This window comes from Antarcticimicrobium luteum, assembly GCF_004358185.1.
In the GTDB taxonomy this organism is placed as follows: Bacteria; Pseudomonadota; Alphaproteobacteria; order Rhodobacterales; family Rhodobacteraceae; genus Antarcticimicrobium; species Antarcticimicrobium luteum.
This window is the reverse complement of record NZ_SMUV01000065.1, coordinates 22,478-42,314: the sequence shown is the minus strand read 5'-3', so window position 1 is coordinate 42,314 and position 19,837 is coordinate 22,478. Positions and strand designations below refer to the sequence as shown.

At 66.2% G+C, this 19,837-nt stretch carries 19 protein-coding genes; 18 read left to right on the top strand and 1 reads right to left on the bottom strand.

From position 1 onward, the window contains the following. The first annotated feature begins 38 nt into the window (after nt 1–38). The 13 genes from pyrH (at nt 39) to lpxB (ending at nt 12,131) form a co-directional block, all read left to right on the top strand. The gene (gene pyrH / locus E1832_RS10985) at nt 39–785 is read left to right on the top strand and encodes a UMP kinase (protein WP_133359795.1); all 747 of its coding nucleotides are present in this window, start codon (nt 39–41) and stop codon (nt 783–785) included. Between the two features lie 64 nt (nt 786–849). Further along, complete coding sequence (gene frr / locus E1832_RS10980; RefSeq protein WP_133359794.1) at nt 850–1,413, top strand: ribosome recycling factor; 564 nt, start codon at nt 850–852, stop codon at nt 1,411–1,413. An 8-nt stretch (nt 1,414–1,421) separates the two neighbouring features. Further along, nucleotides 1,422–2,156: an undecaprenyl pyrophosphate synthase gene (locus tag E1832_RS10975; RefSeq protein ID WP_133359793.1), complete on the top strand. Its 735-nt coding sequence runs from the start codon at nt 1,422–1,424 to the stop codon at nt 2,154–2,156. Next, entirely contained in the window at nt 2,153–2,944 is a 792-nt protein-coding gene (locus E1832_RS10970; RefSeq protein ID WP_133359792.1) for a phosphatidate cytidylyltransferase, read from the top strand. The genes E1832_RS10975 and E1832_RS10970 overlap by 4 nt, the downstream gene beginning before the upstream one ends. A gap of 13 nt (nt 2,945–2,957) precedes the next feature. Further along, entirely contained in the window at nt 2,958–4,130 is a 1,173-nt protein-coding gene (gene dxr / locus E1832_RS10965) for a 1-deoxy-D-xylulose-5-phosphate reductoisomerase (RefSeq protein ID WP_133359897.1), read from the top strand. A 3-nt stretch (nt 4,131–4,133) separates the two neighbouring features. After that, on the top strand, nt 4,134–5,486 hold the full coding sequence (gene rseP, locus E1832_RS10960) for an RIP metalloprotease RseP (RefSeq protein ID WP_133359791.1): 1,353 nt from the start codon (nt 4,134–4,136) through the stop codon (nt 5,484–5,486). Between the two features lie 129 nt (nt 5,487–5,615). Then, the gene (locus tag E1832_RS23120) at nt 5,616–5,744 is read left to right on the top strand and encodes a hypothetical protein (protein ID WP_280960206.1); all 129 of its coding nucleotides are present in this window, start codon (nt 5,616–5,618) and stop codon (nt 5,742–5,744) included. 111 nt (nt 5,745–5,855) lie between these two features. Next, complete coding sequence (bamA, locus tag E1832_RS10955; protein ID WP_133359790.1) at nt 5,856–8,264, top strand: outer membrane protein assembly factor BamA; 2,409 nt, start codon at nt 5,856–5,858, stop codon at nt 8,262–8,264. Between the two features lie 59 nt (nt 8,265–8,323). After that, complete coding sequence (locus tag E1832_RS10950; protein WP_133359789.1) at nt 8,324–8,851, top strand: OmpH/Skp family outer membrane protein; 528 nt, start codon at nt 8,324–8,326, stop codon at nt 8,849–8,851. 66 nt (nt 8,852–8,917) lie between these two features. Next, on the top strand, nt 8,918–9,382 hold the full coding sequence (fabZ, locus tag E1832_RS10945; RefSeq protein ID WP_133359788.1) for a 3-hydroxyacyl-ACP dehydratase FabZ: 465 nt from the start codon (nt 8,918–8,920) through the stop codon (nt 9,380–9,382). 5 nt (nt 9,383–9,387) lie between these two features. Continuing rightward, on the top strand, nt 9,388–10,173 hold the full coding sequence (gene lpxA, locus E1832_RS10940; RefSeq protein WP_133359787.1) for an acyl-ACP--UDP-N-acetylglucosamine O-acyltransferase: 786 nt from the start codon (nt 9,388–9,390) through the stop codon (nt 10,171–10,173). Between the two features lie 3 nt (nt 10,174–10,176). Beyond that, nucleotides 10,177–10,971, top strand: a complete 795-nt coding sequence (locus E1832_RS10935; RefSeq protein ID WP_133359786.1) for an LpxI family protein — start codon at nt 10,177–10,179, stop codon at nt 10,969–10,971. Continuing rightward, on the top strand, nt 10,971–12,131 hold the full coding sequence (lpxB, locus tag E1832_RS10930) for a lipid-A-disaccharide synthase (RefSeq protein ID WP_133359785.1): 1,161 nt from the start codon (nt 10,971–10,973) through the stop codon (nt 12,129–12,131). The genes E1832_RS10935 and lpxB overlap by 1 nt, the downstream gene beginning before the upstream one ends. A 112-nt stretch (nt 12,132–12,243) precedes the next feature. On the opposite strand, the gene mnmA is transcribed toward lpxB, so the two are convergent. Beyond that, nucleotides 12,244–13,389, bottom strand: coding sequence for a tRNA 2-thiouridine(34) synthase MnmA (gene mnmA, locus E1832_RS10925; RefSeq protein ID WP_133359784.1), 1,146 nt, complete (start codon nt 13,387–13,389; stop codon nt 12,244–12,246). Between the two features lie 139 nt (nt 13,390–13,528). On the opposite strand from mnmA, the gene sciP reads away from it, so the two are divergent. The 5 genes from sciP (at nt 13,529) to E1832_RS23115 (ending at nt 19,612) form a co-directional block, all read left to right on the top strand. After that, on the top strand, nt 13,529–13,807 hold the full coding sequence (gene sciP / locus E1832_RS10920; RefSeq protein ID WP_133359783.1) for a CtrA inhibitor SciP: 279 nt from the start codon (nt 13,529–13,531) through the stop codon (nt 13,805–13,807). Nucleotides 13,808–13,916: 109 nt separating this feature from the next. Next, nucleotides 13,917–14,630 carry a response regulator transcription factor CtrA gene (gene ctrA, locus E1832_RS10915; protein ID WP_133359782.1) on the top strand — a complete coding sequence of 238 codons (714 nt, stop codon included), beginning with the start codon at nt 13,917–13,919 and terminating at the stop codon, nt 14,628–14,630. 108 nt (nt 14,631–14,738) lie between these two features. Then, entirely contained in the window at nt 14,739–17,162 is a 2,424-nt protein-coding gene (gene ligA / locus E1832_RS10910) for an NAD-dependent DNA ligase LigA (RefSeq protein WP_245513948.1), read from the top strand. Continuing rightward, nucleotides 17,159–19,249, top strand: coding sequence for an ATP-dependent DNA helicase RecG (gene recG, locus E1832_RS10905; RefSeq protein ID WP_133359781.1), 2,091 nt, complete (start codon nt 17,159–17,161; stop codon nt 19,247–19,249). The genes ligA and recG overlap by 4 nt, the downstream gene beginning before the upstream one ends. 240 nt (nt 19,250–19,489) lie before the next feature. After that, nucleotides 19,490–19,612 (top strand): hypothetical protein, encoded by a 123-nt coding sequence (locus tag E1832_RS23115; RefSeq protein WP_280960205.1) that lies wholly within the window; start codon nt 19,490–19,492, stop codon nt 19,610–19,612. Nucleotides 19,613–19,837: the final 225 nt, after the last annotated feature.

Here is a 19,837-nt window from a genome sequence, read left to right as displayed (position 1 = left end):
TTGCGGGAAAATAACCCCGTGCCGGAGAGAAGCGCAACATGACCTCGTCCAAGGAAACCGACCCGCAACCGAAATCCATGAAATACAAGCGCGTTCTGCTCAAGATATCGGGCGAGGCGCTGATGGGGGATCAGGGGTACGGCCTGCATCCGCCGACCGTCCAGCGGATCGCGAGAGAGGTCCAGTCGGTCCATGAGATGGGGGTCGAGATCTGCATGGTGATCGGCGGCGGCAACATCTTTCGCGGTCTCGCGGGATCGGCACAGGGGATGGAACGCACCACGGCCGACTATATGGGGATGCTCGCCACGGTGATGAACGCGCTGGCGATGCAGTCGGCGCTGGAGGGGATCGGGGTCTTTACCCGTGTGATCAGCGCCATCCGCATGGACGAGGTGGCCGAGCCCTATATCCGCCGGCGCGCGGTGCGCCACCTTGAGAAAAAGCGGGTCTGCATCTTTGCCGCCGGCACCGGCAACCCCTATTTCACCACCGACACGGCGGCGACGCTGCGGGCCAACGAAATGGCCTGCGAGGCGATCTTCAAGGGGACCAAGGTGGACGGCGTCTATGACAAGGATCCGGTGAAGTTCAGCGATGCCAAACGGTATGACGAGGTCAGCTATGACGACGTTCTGGCCAAGCGGCTGGGGGTGATGGACGCCAGCGCCATCGCGCTGGCGCGCGACAATAACCTGCCGATCATCGTCTTCTCGTTGGACGAGCCGGGCGGCTTCCGGGGCATCCTGGCAGGCGAGGGCACCTATACAAAGGTGCACGGCTGAGGGTATAGACCGCGCAAACGTACACCTAGCAAGCGATAATCCGAACCTTGGGGAGAGGGCAGCCATGTCCGATGATTTTGAACTGGATACCGACGATCTGAAACGCCGCATGGACGGCGCGATGACCAATCTGCGCACCGAGTTCGCCTCGCTGCGCACCGGGCGTGCCAGCGCCTCGATGCTGGAGCCGGTGATGGTCGACGCCTATGGGCAGGCGACGCCGATCAACCAGGTCGGCACCGTTAACGTGCCCGAGCCGCGCATGGTCACCATCAACGTCTGGGACAAGGGGCTGGTGGGCAAGGTCGAGAAAGCGATCCGCGAAAGCGGGCTGGGCATCAATCCGCAGCTCAACGGCACCATCATCATGCTGCCGATCCCGGAACTGAACGAGGAGCGCCGGCGCGAACTGACCAAGGTAGCCGGGCAATATGCCGAGCATGCCCGGGTCGCGATTCGCAACGTGCGCCGTGACGGCATGGACCGGATCAAGAAGGCCAAGGCCGACGGCATGTCCGAGGATGACCAGAAATTCTGGGAGTCCGAGGTGCAGGATCTGACCGACAAGATGATCGCGGCGGTGGATGAGGCGCTGGAGACCAAGCAAGCCGAGATCATGCAGGTCTGACCGGGAACATGCCCAAGGATCCCGAAATCGAGGCCCATCCCCACGGCCCGCGTCACGTGGCCATCATCATGGATGGCAACGGCCGCTGGGCGCAGGCGCGCGGGCGGCCGCGCCTGTTTGGCCACCACGCCGGCGCCAAGCGTGTGCGCGAGGTGGTCGAGGCCTGCCCCAGCCTCGGGATCAAGTACCTGACGATCTTTGCCTTCTCGACCGAGAACTGGAAACGGACCCAGGTCGAGGTGGCCGGGCTGATGAGCCTGTTCCGCCGCTATATCGCCAAGGAGATGCAGGCGCTGGCGGCCAAGAATGTGCGGGTGCGATTCATCGGCGACCGGGTGCGGCTGGACGCCAAGCTGATCGCGCTGATGGATCAGCTGGAGATCGAGACCGCGGGCAATGACGGCACCCATCTGACCATCGCGCTGAACTATGGCGGCCGCGACGAGGTGGCGCGCGCCACGAAACGGCTGGCGCAGGATGTCGCGGACGGCGCGCTGCGTCCCGAGGACGTGGACGAGGAGACCCTGCCCAAATACCTTGATACCTGTGTGCTGCCCGACCCGGATCTGGTGATCCGCACCAGTGGTGAGGCGCGGATCTCGAACTTCCTGCTGTGGCAGTCGGCCTATGCGGAATATGAATTCATCGATACGCTCTGGCCCGATTTCACCGCTGGCGAGCTGGCCCGCCTGTGCCAGAGCTATGGCGCCCGCGACCGCCGGTTCGGGGCGGTCAAGGCATGAGCGGTTCAGGCCGATGGGGTGATCTGACCGCGCGCCTGCTCTCCGGGCTGGTGCTGGCCGCCGCCGGGCTGGGGGCGGTGTGGGCGGGGGGCTACTACTTTGTCACCTTCGTTTCCGTCGTGACCGGCCTGATCGTGTGGGAGCTGACGCGCATGGTGCGTCCGGGCGATGCGACGCGGGCGGTTCTGATGGGCGCGCTGGCCGGGGTGGCAGGGTTTCTGGCGATCTATTTTCCCGCCGGTTTCGCGCTGCCGACGCTGCTGGTGCCGGCCATCGTCGGCTATGTCTGGCTGCCGCAGGTCCGGCGCATCTATGTGCCCTTCGTGATCTTCATCCTGCTGGCCGCCTTTGGCATGATGTCGGTGCGCAGCGAGTTCGGCTTTGTCTGGATGCTGTGGCTGGTGCTGGTAGTGGCCGGCACCGATATTGCCGGGTACTTCGCTGGCCGGATGATCGGCGGGCCGAAATTCTGGCCGGCGATCAGCCCGAAAAAGACCTGGTCCGGGACCGTTGCGGGCTGGATCGTGGCGGCGGTCGTCGGCGGTGCCTTCATGGCGGTAACCGGGGCGGGGCCCTGGCTGTTGCTGCTGTCGGCGGCGGCGTCCTTTGCCTCGCAGATGGGAGACATCGCCGAAAGCGCGGTCAAACGGCAGAGCGGCGTGAAGGACTCCAGTTCCCTTATTCCCGGCCACGGCGGATTGTTCGACCGGTTCGACGGGATGCTGGGGGCGGCGATCCTGGTGCTGGTCGTGATGCATCTGACCGGCTATCCGCCCGGGGCCGTATGAAGGGACAGGAATGATGCGGCGGTTGACGATCCTGGGCGCGACGGGCTCCATCGGGCAGAACACGATCGACCTGATCCGGCGCGAGCCGGGGGCCTATGAGGTGGTGGCGCTGACCGGCGGGGCGAATATCGCCCGGCTGGCCGAGGACGCGCGCGCGCTGGGGGCTGCTGTGGCCGTCACCGCCTATGACGACCGGTTGCAGGATCTGCGCGCGGCGCTGGCCGGCTCCGGTATCGAGGCGGCCGCGGGCGCCGAGGCGATCATCGAGGCGGCCCGCCGCCCGGCCGACTGGATCATGTCGGCCATCGTCGGATCGGCGGGGCTGGCGCCGGGCCTCGCGGCGCTGGAGCAGGGCACCACGCTGGCGCTGGCCAACAAGGAATCGCTGGTCTGCGCCGGGGCGCTGGTGCTGGAGACGGCCCGCCGGCACGGCGCCCGCATCCTGCCGGTCGACAGCGAGCATTCGGCGGTGTTCCAGGCAATGGCGGGCGAGGAGATCACGGCGGTCGAGCGTATCGTGATCACCGCGTCGGGCGGTGCCTTCCGTGACTGGCCGCTGCAGCGGCTGGCCCGGGCCAGCGTGGCCGAGGCCTCGAACCACCCCAACTGGGATATGGGGCAGCGGATCACCATCGACAGCGCCTCGATGTTCAACAAGGCGCTGGAAGTCATTGAAACACGTGAGTTCTTCGGCGTTCTGCCCGAACAGATCGAGGTTCTGGTACATCCCGAATCCCTGATCCACGCGCTGGTCGGGTTCAACGACGGCGCGCTGATGGCGCATGTCGGCGCACCGGATATGCGCCACGCCATCGGCTATGCGCTGCACTGGCCGGCGCGCCGCGCATTGCCGGTGCCGCGGCTGGATCTGGCGGCGGTCGGACAGATGACCTTCCGCGCCCCGGACGAGACGCGCTATCCGGCGCTGCGGCTGGCGCGGGCGGTGATGCAGATGGGCGGGCTGGCCGGCGCCGCCTTCAACGCCGCCAAGGAGCGCGGCCTCGACGGGTTCATCGCCGGGCGCATCGGATTTCTGGACATGGCCTGTGTGGTGGAGCGGGTTCTGGACCGTTTCGCGGCGCAGGGAGGTCATGCAAACGCCGCGATGACCCTTGATAACGTGCTTCAAACGGACCATCTCGCCCGGATATGGGCGGATGAGGCGATGGCAGAGAAGGCAGGATAGGTTTTGAATATTGTTGAATTGATTCCGCAGTTTGGCGGACTGGTCTATACGATTGTCGCCTTTGTCGTCGCGCTGTCGGTGATCGTCGCGGTGCATGAATACGGCCATTACATCGTCGGCCGCTGGTCCGGCATCCATGCCGAGGTGTTCTCGCTCGGGTTCGGCCCGGTGCTGTGGAGCCGCAAGGACCGTCGCGGCACCCGCTGGCAGATCGCCGCGCTGCCGTTCGGCGGCTATGTCAAGTTTCTCGGCGATGCCGACGCCGCCTCGGGCAAGGATGGCGAGACCATGGCCGAGATCTACCGCGAGAATCCCGACAACCTGCGCCACACCATGCATGGCGCGCCGCTCTGGGCGCGTACCGCCACGGTGGCGGCCGGGCCGGTGTTCAATTTCGTCATGTCGATCTTTGTTTTCACCGCGATTTTCATGGTTCAGGGCGTGGCCCGCGATCCGTTGACCGTGGGCAGGGTGGTGGCACTGCCGGGCGCCGCGACCGGATTGCAGGGCGGCGACGAGATCATCGCCGTGGCCGGGGTTCCGGCGCCGGGTGTCGGCGATGGGTCGTCCTGGTCGGCGTTTTCCGCAACGCTGCCGCTGGCGCCGACGCTGGATTATGCCGTGCGCCGCGACGGTCAGGAGATCACCGTTCAGGGTCCATACCCTTTCCCCGCCTATATCTATGGCGTGGCGCCGCGCAGCGCCGCGATGGATATCGACCTGAAACCGGGCGACGTGATCACTGCGGTCGACGGGCAGCCGATTCACGCCTTTGACCAGCTGAAACAGGCGGTCGAGGCCTCAAACGGGCGGGCGCTGCTGCTCAAGGTCTGGCGCGACGGCGCGGTCATGGACTTTACCCTCGCCCCGCGCCGCACCGACGAGCCGACCGCAGAGGGCGGATTCATCACCCAGTGGCGGATCGGCATCGCCGGCGGCATGGCGTTCGAGCCGGCCACCGAAACCGCCGGTCCGGTGGCGGCGCTGACCGGCGGTCTGGTCCAGACCTGGGACATCGTCCGCGGCTCGCTCTCGGGGTTGTGGCACATGGTCACCGGGGCGATCAGCACCTGCAACATATCGGGGCCGATCGGAATCGCCGAAACCTCGGGCGCGATGGCCAGCCAGGGCGCGCAGAGCTTCATTTCCTTCATCGCGGTGCTGTCCACGGCGGTGGGAATGCTGAACCTGTTTCCGATCCCGGCGCTCGATGGCGGGCATCTGATGTTCTACGCCTATGAGGCGGTGGCGGGAAAACCGCCCAGCGACGGCGTGGTGCGAATCCTGATGGCGATTGGCCTGGCGCTGATCCTGTCGCTGATGGTCTTTGCCCTGGGCAACGACATTCTATGCTGAATTCCGTGCTGACGCCGCTGCCCCGGGCGGGGGCCGGGCGCCGCCGGCGGCGGTGATCGCCAAACTGTCGCCACATTCGCCCCCTAGGGTCCGACGCGATCGCAATGCCGACGCAGAAAGGGCCACGGAATGCATAGTTTGCAGCAAACCTACCACGGGCTGGGCCTGGTGATGGAGCTGAACTGGGATCTGTTCCTCTACGCCGCGACGATCATCGTCGCGCTGATGGCGGGTGCCTGGTTGGGCAGTCTGATCTGATCGGCGACGGGGGGCGCGCGACGGCGCCCAATTCGCCAACTGGGCTTTTGACAACCACTGGCAATCCCGATACTCACTTTCCCAATGTCTGCTTAACACTGGGTTCGTAAAATGGGATTGGGGAGCACCGCAGGAAACCCCTGCGCTGAACGAGGCTTTGGACGCACCGTGCTGCATCGTGTGCTGCCCACGTTCGTCTTTTTCGTATCATTCTTCCTGCTGGCGCTGTCGCATCCGGCCGCGGCACAGGATTACCGGTTCAATTCGGTGCGCGTCGAAGGCAATCAGCGGATCGAGGCGGCGACCGTCGTCTCCTATGCCGCGATTGCGCGCGGCAAATCGGTTTCGGCCGGAGAGCTGAACGATGCCTATCAGCGTATCCTGGGAAGCGGGCTGTTCGAAACCGTCGAGCTGACTCCGCGCGGCGGCACGCTGGTGATTTCGGTCACCGAATACCCCACGATCAACGTGATCAACTTCGAGGGCAACCGGCGCATCAAGGATGAGGATCTGGCCAAGATCGTCGAGTCCACATCGCGCCAGGTCTTCAATCCGGCCAAGGCCGAGCGCGATGCCAACACCATCGCCACCGCCTATTCGCAGCAGGGGCGGGTCGCCGCCACCGTGACGCCGCGCATCATCCGCCGCACCGACAATCGCGTCGATCTGATCTTCGAGATCGCCGAAGGGTCCACCATCGAGGTGGAACGGGTCAGCTTTGTCGGCAACCGGGTCTATTCCGATCGCCGCCTGCGCCGCGTGCTGCAGACCAAACAGGCCAATATCCTGCGCGCCTTCGTCCGCTCCGACACGCTGATCGAGGACAGGATCGAGTTCGACAAGCGCGTGTTGCGCGATTTCTACCTGTCGCGCGGATATGTGGATTTCCGGGTCAACAGCGCCAATGTGGAATTCACCCGTGAACGCGACGCCTTTTTTCTGGTGATGGACGTTCAGGAGGGGCAGCAGTTCCGCTTTGGCAAGATCACCACGGTCAGCGAGTATCCCGGTGTCGACGCGGCGGCCTATGGAGACTCTCTCAAGATCAAGTCTGGTGTGGTCTATTCGCCGACTCTGGTCGAGAGCTCCATCGCCCGGCAGGAACGCCTGGCGATCAAGCAGGGCGTCGATTTCCTGCGGGTCGAGCCGCGGATCACCCGCAACGAGCGCGACCTGACGCTGGACGTCGAATTCGCCCTGACCAAGGGGCCGCGTATCTTTGTCGAACGGATCGACATCGAGGGCAACACCACGACGCTGGACCGTGTCGTTCGCCAGCAGTTCAGGATCGCCGAAGGCGACCCGTTCAACCCGCGCGAGATCCGCGCCAGCGCCGAACGTATCCGCGCCCTCGGGTTTTTTGAAAAGGCGGATGTCGAGGCCCGCGAAGGCACCTCGAAGGAACAGGTCATCATCGACGTGAATGTCGAGGAGAAACCGACCGGCTCTCTGAACCTGGGCGGATCCTACTCTGTCAACGACGGGTTCGGTGTGGCCATCGGCCTGACCGAAAACAACTTCCTCGGCCGTGGCCAGCGGTTGTCCTTCACCTTCTCGACGGCGGAGGATGCGGAATCCTACGTTCTTGGCTTTACCGAGCCGTTCCTGTTGGGGCGCGAGCTGCGCTTCGATCTGGACATGGGCTTCTCGCAGACCGATTCGAGCTATTCCGCCTTCGATACCCAGCGCGCATTCTTCTCGCCGGCGCTGACCTTCCGCCTGGCGGAAATCTCGACGCTGAATGTCCACTACTCCTGGGACGGCAGCGAGATGAAGTCGCGGGACACACCGATTCACGGGCCGGTGATCGGCTCGGAGATCGCGCAGGGCGGCGTGACGACCAGCGGCCTCGGCTTCACCTATACCTATGACAGCCGGCTGACCGGCCTGGACCCGAACTCGGGCGTGTTGTTCGAGGTCGGGGCCGACTACGCCGGTCTCGGCGGCGACTCCGAATACATCCGGACCAAGGCCAAGGCCATCGCGCAGACCAAGATCATGAACGAAGAGGTCACGCTGCGGGCCACCTTCGAGGCCGGTGCGCTCAACTGGATGGGCAACACCAACAGCCGCACCCTGGATCGCTTTTCGCTGACGTCTGACATCATGCGCGGGTTCGAGCCCTTGGGGATGGGGCCGCGCGACCTGTCGCCCGATGCAAGCGGCGTCGCCTATGACGACGGGCTGGGCGGGAACCTCTACGCCGTCGCCCGGTTCGAGGCGGATTTCCCCCTGGGCCTGCCGGAAGAGCTGGGTCTGCGAGGCGGCGTGTTCCTCGATGTCGGCAACCTCTGGGATCTGAGCAACGTCAACACGGCGGCGGCGGCCAGCACCTGCGGCCCGGCGGGCACGTCGAGCTGCATCGTTGGCGCCGATGGCGCCTGGCGCTCGGTGATCGGCATCTCGTTCCTGTGGTCGACAGGCCTGGGGCCGCTGCGCTTCAACTTTTCCAGGGCGATCAGCAAGGAATCCTTTGATAAGGAACAGACTTTTGACCTGACGCTTCAGGCCAAGTTCTGATCGTCCGCGTGCGGTGGCCTGGGCGTCATATCGGGCCGCTTCTAGCGCTGAGCCTTGCAATGGTCCTTCTGGGGCCTGCAGCGGGAACGGCGCAGCAGATCGGCCTGCCGCAGGCCGCGATCCTGACCATCGAGACCGACCGGCTTTTTGCCGAGTCGGCCTTTGGCCGTCGCACCGCCAACGAGATCGAGGCCGACAGCGCCGTGCTCGCCGCCGAGAACCGCAAGATGGAGGCCGAGCTGTCGACCGAGGAAAAGGATCTGACCACGCGCCGTCCGGACATGGAGCCGGATGCGTTCCGCGCGCTGGCCGATGCCTTTGACGAGAAGGTGCAGTTGATCCGGCGCGCCCAGGACGCCAAGGCGCGGGCGCTGAACCAGCGCGCCGACAAGGCGCGGGTGGAGTTCCTGCGGGCGGCCCGCCCGGTGCTCGAAGCCCTGATGCGCGAGAGCGGCGCCGGTGTGATCCTGGAGCGCAACAGCGTCTTTCTCAGCGCCGATGCCACCGACATCACCGATCTGGCGATCAGCCGCATCGATGCCGCCATCGGCGATGGCGGCGCCACCGGGATCGGCGCCGATCAATAGCCCGGCTTGCCGAACCGGGGCGGGGTTGCTAGTCAGGCGCCAACGTTCATCAACGGGAAATTCCATATGACCGCAGAGTTGAAAAGCGCGGATATCCATCTGATCCAGCGCATCCTTCCGCACCGGTATCCGTTTCTTCTGGTGGACAAGGTGGTCGATATCGACGGTTACAGCGCCGCGCGCGGCATCAAGAACGTGACCATGAACGAGCCGCAATTCCAGGGCCATTTCCCCGGTACGCCGATCATGCCGGGCGTCACCATCGTCGAGGCGATGGCGCAGACCGCCGGCGTGATGCTGGGCGTCGGGATGGACATCGTCGATTCCGAGTTGCTGATCTATTTCATGAACATCGACAAGTGCAAGTTCCGCCGCAAGGTGGTGCCGGGCGATGTGCTGGAAATGCATGTCACCACCCTGCGCGGCAAGCCGGGCGGCAAGATCTTCAAATTCTCCGGCAAGGCCACGGTCGACGGCGAGCTGGCCGCCGAGGCGGAATTTTCCGCCATGGTCGACCTGCAGGGAGGCTGACCGCCATGGCCCGGGTTCATTCCAGTGCGATCGTCGAGCCGGGGGCCCGGCTTGGCGAGGGTTGCGTTGTCGGCCCGTTCTGCATGGTCGGCCCCCAGGTGGTGCTGGGCGACCGGGTGGAACTGAAAAGCCATGTGGTGGTGACCGGCGACACGCAGATCGGCGAAGAGACCGTGGTCTTTCCCTTCGCGGTCATCGGCGAGGTGCCGCAGGATCTGAAGTATCGCGGCGAAAACACCAGCCTGATCATCGGTGCGCGCAACCGGATCCGCGAACATGCGACCATGAACCCCGGCACCGAGGGCGGCGGCGGGGTCACGCGGATCGGCAACGACGGGTTGTTCATGGCCGGCAGCCACATCGCCCACGATTGCCAGATCGGCGACCGGGTGATTTTGGTGAACCATGTGTCCATCGCCGGGCATTGCGTCCTCGAGGACGATGTCATCGTCGGGGGGTTGTCGGGGGTGCATCAGTGGGTGCGTGTCGGCCGCGGCGCGATCATCGGCGGGCTGACCCGGGTGACCAACGATGTCATTCCCTATGGTCTGGTGCAGGCGCCGCGCGGTGAGCTGGACGGGCTGAACCTGATCGGCCTCAAGCGGCGCGGGGTTGCGCGCGCCGACATCACCGCGCTGCGCGCCGCGTTCCAGATGCTGGCCCAGGGCGAGGGCACCTTTCAGGACCGCGCCCGCCGTCTGGGCGAGGAAACCGACAGCGCCTATGTGCGCGAAATCGTCGATTTCGTGATGGGGGACACCGACCGCTCCTTCCTGACGCCGGGGAGCTAGGGGATGCTGGCCCTGATCGCCGGGCGCGGGGCGCTGCCCGAGGCCATCGCGGCGGCGCAGGACAGCCCGCCGCTGATCTGCGCGTTGGAGACCGATCCGCCCGGACGGCTGGAGGTGGCGCTGCGGTTTCGCATCGAGACCCTTGGCAGTCTGCTCGGGGCGCTGAAGGCGCATGGCGTGACCCGGATCTGCATGGCCGGCGGCATCGAGCGTCCGCAGATCGACCCGGCGGCGATCGATGCCGCGACCCTGCCGCTGGTGCCGGTTCTGACCGAGGCGCTGAAAACCGGCGATGACGGTGCATTGCGGGCGCTGATTGGCATTTTCGAACAGGCCGGATTCGCGGTGGTCGCCGCCCATGAGGCCGCGCCGGGCCTGCTGCTGGCGCCGGGAGTGCCGACTGTGGCACAGCCCGACGAGGCGAGCCGCGCCGACGCGCTGCGCGGCGCCGAGATCGTGACAGCGATGGCTTCGGTGGACATCGGCCAGGCCTGTGCGGTGCTGAACGGTCAGGCACTGGCGGTCGAGGGGGTGTTTGGCACCGACTGGATGCTCGCCGGGCTGGCCGCGCGGCCCGACGGCGAGGGCGGGCTGCTGTTGAAGGCGCCGAAACCCGGTCAGGACCACCGCGCCGACCTGCCGACCATCGGCCCCGAAACCGTCCGCGCCGCCGCCGGGGCCGGGCTGAGGGGAATCGTGATCGAGGCCGGCGGCGTCATCGTCCTGGATCAGCCCGGGGTGATCGCCGCCTGCGACCGGATGGGCATGTTCCTCTGGTCGCGGGGGGCGCGGGGCTGATGCGCGTCTTTCTGGTCGCCGGGGAACCATCGGGCGACCGGCTGGGCGGCGCGCTGATGGCCGGTCTGCGCCAGCTTGTCCCCGAGGTCCGGTTCGACGGCATCGGCGGCGACGAGATGCAGGCCCAGGGGCTGGTCAGCCGCTTTCCCATGGATGAGCTCAGCGTCATGGGCGTCGCCGAGGTTCTGCCGAAGTATTTTCACCTCAAACGCCGGATCGCCGAGACCGCAAGGGCGGTGATCGAGACCGCGCCCGACGTGCTGATCACCATCGACAGCCCGGATTTCTGCCTGCGGGTCGCCGGGTTGGTCAAGGCCGAGACCCGGATTCGCACCGTGCACTACGTCGCGCCTTCGGTCTGGGCCTGGCGGCCGAAACGCGCCGACAGGATGGCGCGGGTGATCGATCACGTGCTGGCGCTGTTGCCGTTCGAGCCGCCCTACATGCAGGCCGCCGGCATGGACTGCGATTTCGTCGGCCATCCGGTGGTGGCCGAGCCGGTGGCGACCGCACAAGAGGTCGACGCATTTCGCGTGCGCCATGGGCTCGGCGACGCGCCGGTGCTGCTGGTGCTGCCCGGATCGCGCCGGGGAGAGGTCGGCAAACTGGCGCCGGTCTTTGGTGCGGCGCTGGCCCCGGTACTGGCGGCACGGCCCGATCTGCGGCTGGTGGTGCCCGCCGCCGCACCGGTGGCCGCCATGGTCCGGCAGATGACGGCGGACTGGCCCGGCGCGCCGCTGATCCTGGATCCGCGCGACACCGATGCCGCGGCGGCGCAGGCGGACAAACGCGCCGCGTTCGCCGCCGCCAGTGTCGCGCTGGCGGCCTCCGGCACCGTCGCGCTGGAGCTTGCCGCCGCCGATACGCCCATGGTCATGGCCTACAAGGTCAACTGGCTGACCTGGCAGCTGGTGCGCCCGATGATGCGCATCGACACCGCCAACCTGGTCAATCTGGTCAGCGAAACGCGGCTGGTCCCCGAATGCCTGGGCCCCGATTGCCGGCCGGATCTGATCGCGGCGGCGGTGCTGGGCGTGCTTGAGCGCCCCGAGGCGCAAAAGGAGGCGATGGCGCTGACCATGGAGCGGCTGGGGCTGAGGGGCGAGGCGCCGGGGCTGCGCGCGGCGCGGGCGGTGCTGAAAGGGATGGGGCAGGGGTGACGCCCCTTGTCCAGACCGACATCCTGCAGAACAATGCTTCGGACCCGGCCCGAGGGGGGATAACCGGGGCTGACGCCCCGGAAAGATTTGAGCTAAGCGCTTTTTCCGGCGCTTACGCCCCGCGCCAGATCCAGCCGCCGCCAAAGATCCGCGTACCTTCGGTTTCGTAAAACACGCAGGCCTGGCCGGGCGACACGCCTTCCTCCGGCGTCAGCAGCTCCACCTCTGCCGTGGTGGGCGAGGTCGGCCGCACGATCGCCTCGCGCGGCGGCCGGGTCGAGCGGACCTTGACCGACAGCGTCCACTCGGGGCGGCTGTCAAACGGCTCATCCCCCAGCCAGTTGATCTCGCGCACCGGGATGACCCGGGTCGCCAGCATCTCCTTGGGGCCGACCACCACCTGTTTCTTGTCGACGTCGAGCCGGACCACATAAAGCGGATCACTCAGACCGCCGATGCCCAGCCCCCGGCGCTGGCCGATGGTGTAATGGATCACGCCCTCATGCGTTCCCAGAACCCGGCCATCCGCATGCACGATCTCGCCCGGATCGGCGGCGCCCGGGCGCAGTTTTTCGATCACGCTGGCATAGTCGCCGTTCGGCACGAAACAGATGTCCTGGCTGTCAGGCTTGTCCGCCACCGCGAGGCCATAGTCCGCCGCCAGCGCCCGGGTTGCGTCCTTGGACGGCAGATGGCCCAGCGGAAAGCGCAGAAAGGCGAGCTGCTCCGGTGTGGTCGAGAACAGGAAATAGCTCTGATCGCGGTTCGGATCGGCCGCCGAGTGCAGTTCAGGCCCGTTCGGCCCCATCTTGCGCTGGATGTAATGGCCGGTGGCCATGCAGTCGGCCTCCAGATCCTTTGCCGTTTCCAGCAGGTCCTTGAACTTCACCCGTTCGTTGCAGCGGATGCAGGGCACCGGCGTGGCGCCGGCCAGATAGCTGTCGGCGAACTCGTCGATCACCGCGTCCTTGAAGATGTTCTCGTAATCCAGAACGTAATGGGGAAAGCCGCGCTCTTCGGCCACCCGGCGGGCGTCGTGGATGTCGATCCCGGCGCAGCAGGCGCCCTTTTTCGCCAGCGCCGCGCCGTGATCGTAGAGCTGCAGCGTCACGCCGATCACGTCATAGCCCTCGGCGGCCAGATGCGCGGCCACGACCGAGCTGTCGACGCCGCCGGACATGGCGACGACCACGCGCGTCTCGGCCGGCGGTTTTGGCAGGCCAAGGGAATTCAGCGGTGCGTCGGTATCCAGCGCCATGGCGGCGGCTCCTTGAAAGCGGTCGGTCCCGGGAAGTCTGTCGGAATATAAGAAAATACAAGATACTCTCAAGGGGCCGTTTCACCACCCGTTAAGAGCTGTCCGCCAAGACTGGCGTCGGGAACTCTATGGGGTGGTGATGTACCTGAAGAAAGTGGAAGGACCGCGCGCCGTAAAGCTGCCGGACGGCAGGACGATGACCCGTGCCGACCTGCCGCCGGCCACGACGCAACGATGGGTTGCCTCGCGCAAGGCGGCGGTGGTCAAGGGCGTGCTTTACGGGCTGATCAGCGAGTCCGAGGCAAAGACACGCTATGCGCTCAGCGATGAAGAGTTGCAGTCCTGGATCGACGCGGTCGGAAAACACGGAGAAAAGGCGCTGAAGGCGACGGCATTGAAAAAGTATAGACAACCCTAGATTGTTTTGCGACGGTTCTGTGGAAACTCCAAGTTGGTAACACGCGATTAACTTTTTTTCGCCACGGTTAACGCGTCTGATACTTTTCAACTTTCCGGAGGGGTCCATTATGCGTGTTTTACTGGTGGAAGACGACCCGGCAACGTCCAAGAGCATCGAGTTGATTCTGACTCATGCCAATCTGAACGTCTATTCCACCGATCTGGGGGAAGAGGGGATCGACCTCGCCAAGCTGTATGACTACGATCTTATCCTGCTCGACCTCAACCTGCCGGACATGAATGGGCACGAGGTGCTGCGCCAGATCCGTCTGGCGCGCGTCGATACGCCGATTCTGATCCTGACCGGGTCCGACGATACCGAAAGCAAGCTCAAGGGATTCGGCTTTGGCGCCGACGATTACCTGACCAAGCCGTTCCACCGTGACGAGCTGGTGGCGCGCATTCACGCGATCATCCGCCGCTCCAAGGGGCATTCGCAATCGGTCATCCACACCGGCAAGATCGCCGTGAACCTGGATGCCAAGACCGTCGATGTGGCCGGCGAGCCGGTGCATCTGACCGGCAAGGAATACCAGATGCTCGAACTGCTCAGCCTGCGCAAGGGCACCACGCTGACCAAGGAGATGTTCCTGAACCATCTCTACGGCGGCATGGATGAGCCCGAGCTCAAGATCATCGACGTCTTCATCTGCAAGCTGCGCAAGAAACTCGGCCAGGCCACCGGCGGCGACAACTACATCGAAACGGTCTGGGGCCGCGGCTATGTTCTGCGCGACCCGCGCGAGGACGAGGACGGATCGCGGATGGCTGCCACCGCCTGACCCGGCGAACCGCCGGCGCGGGCGCCGCCACGTCTGGACCTGCGGCCTGACCCGCCCTATCACGTTACCGGAGACAATCAGCCGGACACAGGTGGGGCGCGCAGGGCCGTGGCGGACGCAATCGAAGAAACCGACATTGACACGCTGACCGGGGATCAGGCGCGGGCCGAACTGGCGCGCCTGGCCGACCTTCTGGCCCGCGCCGACGCCGCCTATCACACCGAGGATGCCCCGGTGATGTCGGACGCGGACTATGACCGACTGAAACGCCGCAACGCCGCGATCGAGGCGGGGTTCCCGGCGCTCAAGCGAACCGACAGCCCCTCAGACCGGGTCGGCGCACGTCCGGCCGAGGGATTCGCCAAGGTCACCCATGCCCAGCGGATGATGTCGCTCGGCAACGCCTTTGCGTCCGAGGACGTGACCGGATTCGATGCCGGCGTGCGCAAATACCTCGGGATGGGGCCGGGGACCGTCGCCTATACCGCCGAGCCCAAGATCGACGGTCTGTCGCTGTCGCTGCGCTATGAAAGCGGCCGGCTGGTACAGGCCGCCACCCGCGGCGACGGCGCGGTCGGCGAGAATGTCACCGCCAATGCGCGCACCATCGCCGATATTCCCCAGACCCTCACCGGCGCGCCGGACATCCTAGAGGTGCGCGGCGAGGTCTATATGAGCCATGCCGATTTCGCGGCGCTGAACGCCCGTCAGGAGGAGAAAGGCGACAAACCCTTCGCCAACCCGCGCAACGCCGCCGCCGGATCGCTGCGCCAGCTCGATGCCGGGATCACCCGATCCCGGCCGCTGCGCTTCTATGCCTATGGATGGGGCCAGCTCTCCGAACCGCTCGCCGATACCCAGATGGGGGCCATGGACCGGCTGCGTGGGCTGGATTTCGTCACCAACGACCTCACCGTGCTCTGCCAGGGCCCGGACGAGATGCTGACGCATTACGCCCGCATCGAGGAACAGCGCGCCACGCTCGGCTATGACATCGACGGCGTGGTCTACAAGGTAAATGATCTGGGCCTGCAGGCGCGGCTCGGCTTCCGGTCCACCACGCCGCGCTGGGCCATCGCCCACAAGTTTCCCGCCGAACTGGCCTGGACCCGGCTTGAGGCGATCGACATCCAGGTCGGACGCACCGGCGCGCTCAGCCCGGTGGCGCGGCTGACGCCGGTGACGGTGGGCGGCGTGGTGGTCTCCAACGCGACCCTGCACAACGAGGATTATATCGCCGGGCGGGATTCCTCGGGCAATCCGATCCGCGACGGCAAGGATATCCGGGTGGGCGACTGGGTGCAGGTCTATCGCGCCGGCGACGTGATCCCCAAGGTGGCCGATGTGGACCTGTCGAAGCGGCCCGACAACGCCGAGCCCTACACCTTTCCCGACACATGCCCCGAATGCGGCTCCGACGCGATCCGCGAAGAGGGCGATTCGGTGCGCCGCTGTACCGGCGGAATGATCTGTCCCGCTCAGGCTGTTGAAAAGCTGAAGCATTTCGTCTCCCGCGCCGCCTTCGATATCGAGGGGCTGGGGGCGAAGCAGGTGGAGTATTTCTATTACACCTGCCGCATTTCCGAGCCTGCCGACATTTTCCGCCTGGCCGAACGCGACGGCGATCCCGAACGCCTCACCGCCGATCCGCGCGATCGCATCCAACGCCAGCTCAGCGATCCGGAGCGGCGGGCGGACCTGCTGGAGCGGCTCGCCGAGATGCTGCGCAGCTCGGGCGTGCCGGTTGACGAAGAAGACGCCGATCATGTGATCGCGGGCGTCCGGCATCTGGCGGGCAAGCCGCTGGCGCAGGTCAAGGGCTGGGGCGAAAGATCCGCCACCAACCTCTTCGCCGCGATTGACGAGCGTAGGCGCGTCCCGCTCAACCGGGTGATCTTTGCCCTCGGCATCCGCCACGTGGGCGTGGTGGTCGCCGCCGATCTGGCCCGCCATTATTCCACCTGGGCCGCGATGATCGCAGCCCTCGATACGGCCCGCCCCGCGCTTGAACGGCATCTGGAGGCCGATGCGGCCGTCATGGCCGAACGCGCCGCCGCGGCCGAAGCGGGCCGGCGGGCAAGAATCACTGACACCCGCGCCGCTGTCTGGGCTGCGGATCCCGCATTGCCCGCCGGCGCGCGCGCGGCCTGGGAGGATCTGGTCGGCGTTGACGGCATCGGCATGACCGTTGCCGTGGCGCTGGTCACCGCCTTTGCCCAGAGGGCCGAGCGCGCCTCGATCGACCGGCTGGCGGCCGAACTCGCCATTCAGGCGGTCAAGGCCCCGGACACCTCGGGCAGCCCGGTCGCGGGCAAGACCGTCGTCTTTACCGGCACCCTGGAAAAGATGACCCGTGCCGAGGCCAAGGCGCGGGCCGAGGCGCTGGGGGCCAAGGTTTCCGGTTCGGTCAGCAAAAAGACCGATCTGCTGGTCGCCGGCCCCGGCGCCGGGTCCAAGGCCAAGAAGGCGGAGGATCTGGGCATAGAGGTCATCGACGAGGATGGCTGGCTCGCCCTGATCGGGGCGGCATGACCGGCCGGCCGGAAATCCTGTTCCCGCTTTTCGCGGATCTGGAAACGCTTGAGGGGGTCGGCCCCAAGACCGCGAAGCTGATGGCGCATCTGGGGATCGAGGCGCCGCGTGATCTGCTGTTCTCGCTGCCCTATGCGGTGGTGGACCGGCGCCGGCGCGACACCATTCGCGGCGCGGAATTTCCCACCACCCTGACGGTGGAGGTGACAGTGGGTACGCACCGCCCCCCGCGCAATCGCGGCGGTGCCTACCGCGTGCATGTGACCGATGCGCAGGAGGAGTTCCAGCTGGTCTTTTTCCACGCGCGGACCGACTATCTCACCCGGTTGCTGCCCGAAGGGGCGAAGCGGGTGGTCTCGGGCAAGCTGGAGCTGTTCGACGGCATGGCGCAGATGGTGCATCCCGATCATGTGCTGCCGGTGGAGGAGGCCGGCGACATCCCCGATTTCGAGCCGGTCTATCACCTGACCCAGGGCATCAGCCAAAAGGTGATCTACAAGGCCACGCAGGGGGCGCTGCGCCGGGCGCCGGATCTGGCGGAATGGATCGACCCGGCCTATCTGGCGCGCGAGGGATGGCCCGGCTGGGGCGAGGCCATCCACACCGCCCATGCGCCCGAAGGGATGGACGACATCAGCCCCTCGGCCCCGGCGCGGGCGCGGCTGGCCTATGACGAGTTTTTCGCCCACCAGGTGACCCTGGCACTGGCCCGGCGACGCGAGCGCAAGGCGCGCGGCATCTCCAGCCGGGGCAGCGGCGCGTTGCAGGACAGCGTGCTTGCGGCGCTGCCCTATGCGCCCACCGGCGCGCAGCGGCGGGCGGTGGCCGAGATCGCCGCCGATATGGCCGCGCCGGCGCGGATGAACCGGCTGCTGCAGGGCGATGTGGGGGCCGGCAAGACGCTGGTCGCCTTTCTCGCGCTGCTGATCGCGGTCGAGGCCGGCGGGCAGGGGGTGATGATGGCGCCGACCGAGATCCTGGCCCGTCAGCATCTGGAGGCGCTGCGGCCGCTGGCCGAGGAGGCCGGCGTGGTGCTGGAGCTGCTGACCGGGCGCGACAAGGGGCGCGAGCGGCAGGCAAAGCTGGCCGCGCTCAAACGCGGCGATATTCAGATTCTGGTCGGCACCCATGCGGTGTTCCAGACGGATGTGGAGTTTGCCGATCTGCGCCTGGCCATCGTCGACGAACAGCACCGCTTTGGGGTGCGCCAGCGGATGGAGCTGGCCGAAAAGGGGCTGGCCGCCGACATGCTGGTGATGACCGCCACGCCGATCCCGCGCAGCCTGTCGCTGGCGCAATACGGCGATATGGATGTCTCGATCCTCGATGAGAAGCCGCCGGGGCGCAAGCCGATCAGGACCGCGGTGATCAGCACCGAACGGCTGGACGAGGTGATCGACCATCTGCGCCACGCCATCGCCGAGGGGCGGCAATGCTATTGGGTCTGCCCGCTGGTGGACGAATCCGAATTGTCCGACCTGACGGCCGCCGAGGACCGCTTCAAACGGTTGCGCGCGCTGCTGGGCGAGGGGGTCGTGGGGCTGGTCCATGGTCAGATGCCGCCCGATCAGAAGGACGCCGCCATGGCGGATTTCCAGGCGGGGCGAACCCAGGTTCTGGTCGCCACCACGGTGATCGAGGTGGGGGTGGATGTGCCCAATGCCACCATCATGGTGATCGAACGGGCGGAAATCTTTGGTTTGGCGCAGCTTCATCAGCTGCGCGGCCGGGTCGGACGCGGCGCGGCACAAAGCACCTGCCTGCTGATGTACCGCCCGCCGCTGACCGAGGGCGGGCGCCAACGGCTGGAGGTGCTGCGCGGGACCGAGGACGGCTTTCGCATCGCCGAGGTCGATCTGGAAATGCGCGGGGCGGGCGATCTGATCGGCACCGCGCAATCCGGCGTGCCCCGGTTCCAGATCGCCGATCTGGAGCGGCAGACCGCCTTGATGGCGGTGGCGCAGACCGACGCGCGCGCGCTGCTCGAGGCCGATCCGGGACTGGAGGGCGATCGCGGCCGTGCCGCGCGGGTGCTCTTGTGGCTGATGCGGCAGGACCGCGCGATCCGCTGGATTACGGTGGGGTGAGCAGGCTCCCCGGAAACGCTCCGGTGGAGCGTTTCGCCTGCGAACGGACGGAGCCCCGGACGCGCCGCACAAAAGGGGAACAAACGCGGTTGGTGAAAACAACGTAATCTCAACCAGTTACCAAAAGCGTTCTCCAAAGTTCGCAAATGTTCTCAAAAAGTTCTTTACAGAAGCGGGCGAAATATGAGAACAAAAGGTCAACACGGAACGACAACCCCTGACCGACCCGGAGGTGATCCCATGCTGACCCAGATCAAGACCGCCCTGATGACCAATCGCGACACGTTGCTTCAGGACGCCGTCGGAGCGGCGGCGCTGGTGGTGATCCTGCTCGGCGCGTTGCACTTGCCGGGGCTTGTCTGACCGATTTTCTGCCTGCGATCTCGTGCCGGGGGATGCGCCGCATCTCTGTCCCATTGTTCGATGCAAGGGTGACCTGCCTCAACCGATCCCTCTCCGGCCCGCACATGCGGGCCTGCGCCCCTCCGGATCCTGCATGAGACACGCATAACTGCCGCCGCCCTCCACGCCCAAGGAGGTGCGGCGGTTTTTTCTTTCCGGCGGGGTGGTCACACCCCTGCGCCGGGC

Bases quoted from the DNA above. Each gene is read 5' to 3' on its own strand.
- pyrH (WP_133359795.1), top strand. From the start codon at position 39: ATGACCTCGTCCAAGGAAACCGACCCGCAACCGAAATCCATGAAATAC.
- frr (WP_133359794.1), top strand. From the start codon at position 850: ATGTCCGATGATTTTGAACTGGATACCGACGATCTGAAACGCCGCATG.
- E1832_RS10975 (WP_133359793.1), top strand. From the start codon at position 1,422: ATGCCCAAGGATCCCGAAATCGAGGCCCATCCCCACGGCCCGCGTCAC.
- E1832_RS10970 (WP_133359792.1), top strand. From the start codon at position 2,153: ATGAGCGGTTCAGGCCGATGGGGTGATCTGACCGCGCGCCTGCTCTCC.
- dxr (WP_133359897.1), top strand. From the start codon at position 2,958: ATGCGGCGGTTGACGATCCTGGGCGCGACGGGCTCCATCGGGCAGAAC.
- E1832_RS23120 (WP_280960206.1), top strand. From the start codon at position 5,616: ATGCATAGTTTGCAGCAAACCTACCACGGGCTGGGCCTGGTGATGGAG.
- bamA (WP_133359790.1), top strand. From the start codon at position 5,856: ATGGGATTGGGGAGCACCGCAGGAAACCCCTGCGCTGAACGAGGCTTT.
- E1832_RS10950 (WP_133359789.1), top strand. From the start codon at position 8,324: ATGGTCCTTCTGGGGCCTGCAGCGGGAACGGCGCAGCAGATCGGCCTG.
- fabZ (WP_133359788.1), top strand. From the start codon at position 8,918: ATGACCGCAGAGTTGAAAAGCGCGGATATCCATCTGATCCAGCGCATC.
- lpxA (WP_133359787.1), top strand. From the start codon at position 9,388: ATGGCCCGGGTTCATTCCAGTGCGATCGTCGAGCCGGGGGCCCGGCTT.
- E1832_RS10935 (WP_133359786.1), top strand. From the start codon at position 10,177: ATGCTGGCCCTGATCGCCGGGCGCGGGGCGCTGCCCGAGGCCATCGCG.
- lpxB (WP_133359785.1), top strand. From the start codon at position 10,971: ATGCGCGTCTTTCTGGTCGCCGGGGAACCATCGGGCGACCGGCTGGGC.
- mnmA (WP_133359784.1), bottom strand. From the start codon at position 13,389: ATGGCGCTGGATACCGACGCACCGCTGAATTCCCTTGGCCTGCCAAAA.
- sciP (WP_133359783.1), top strand. From the start codon at position 13,529: ATGTACCTGAAGAAAGTGGAAGGACCGCGCGCCGTAAAGCTGCCGGAC.
- ctrA (WP_133359782.1), top strand. From the start codon at position 13,917: ATGCGTGTTTTACTGGTGGAAGACGACCCGGCAACGTCCAAGAGCATC.
- recG (WP_133359781.1), top strand. From the start codon at position 17,159: ATGACCGGCCGGCCGGAAATCCTGTTCCCGCTTTTCGCGGATCTGGAA.
- E1832_RS23115 (WP_280960205.1), top strand. From the start codon at position 19,490: ATGCTGACCCAGATCAAGACCGCCCTGATGACCAATCGCGACACGTTG.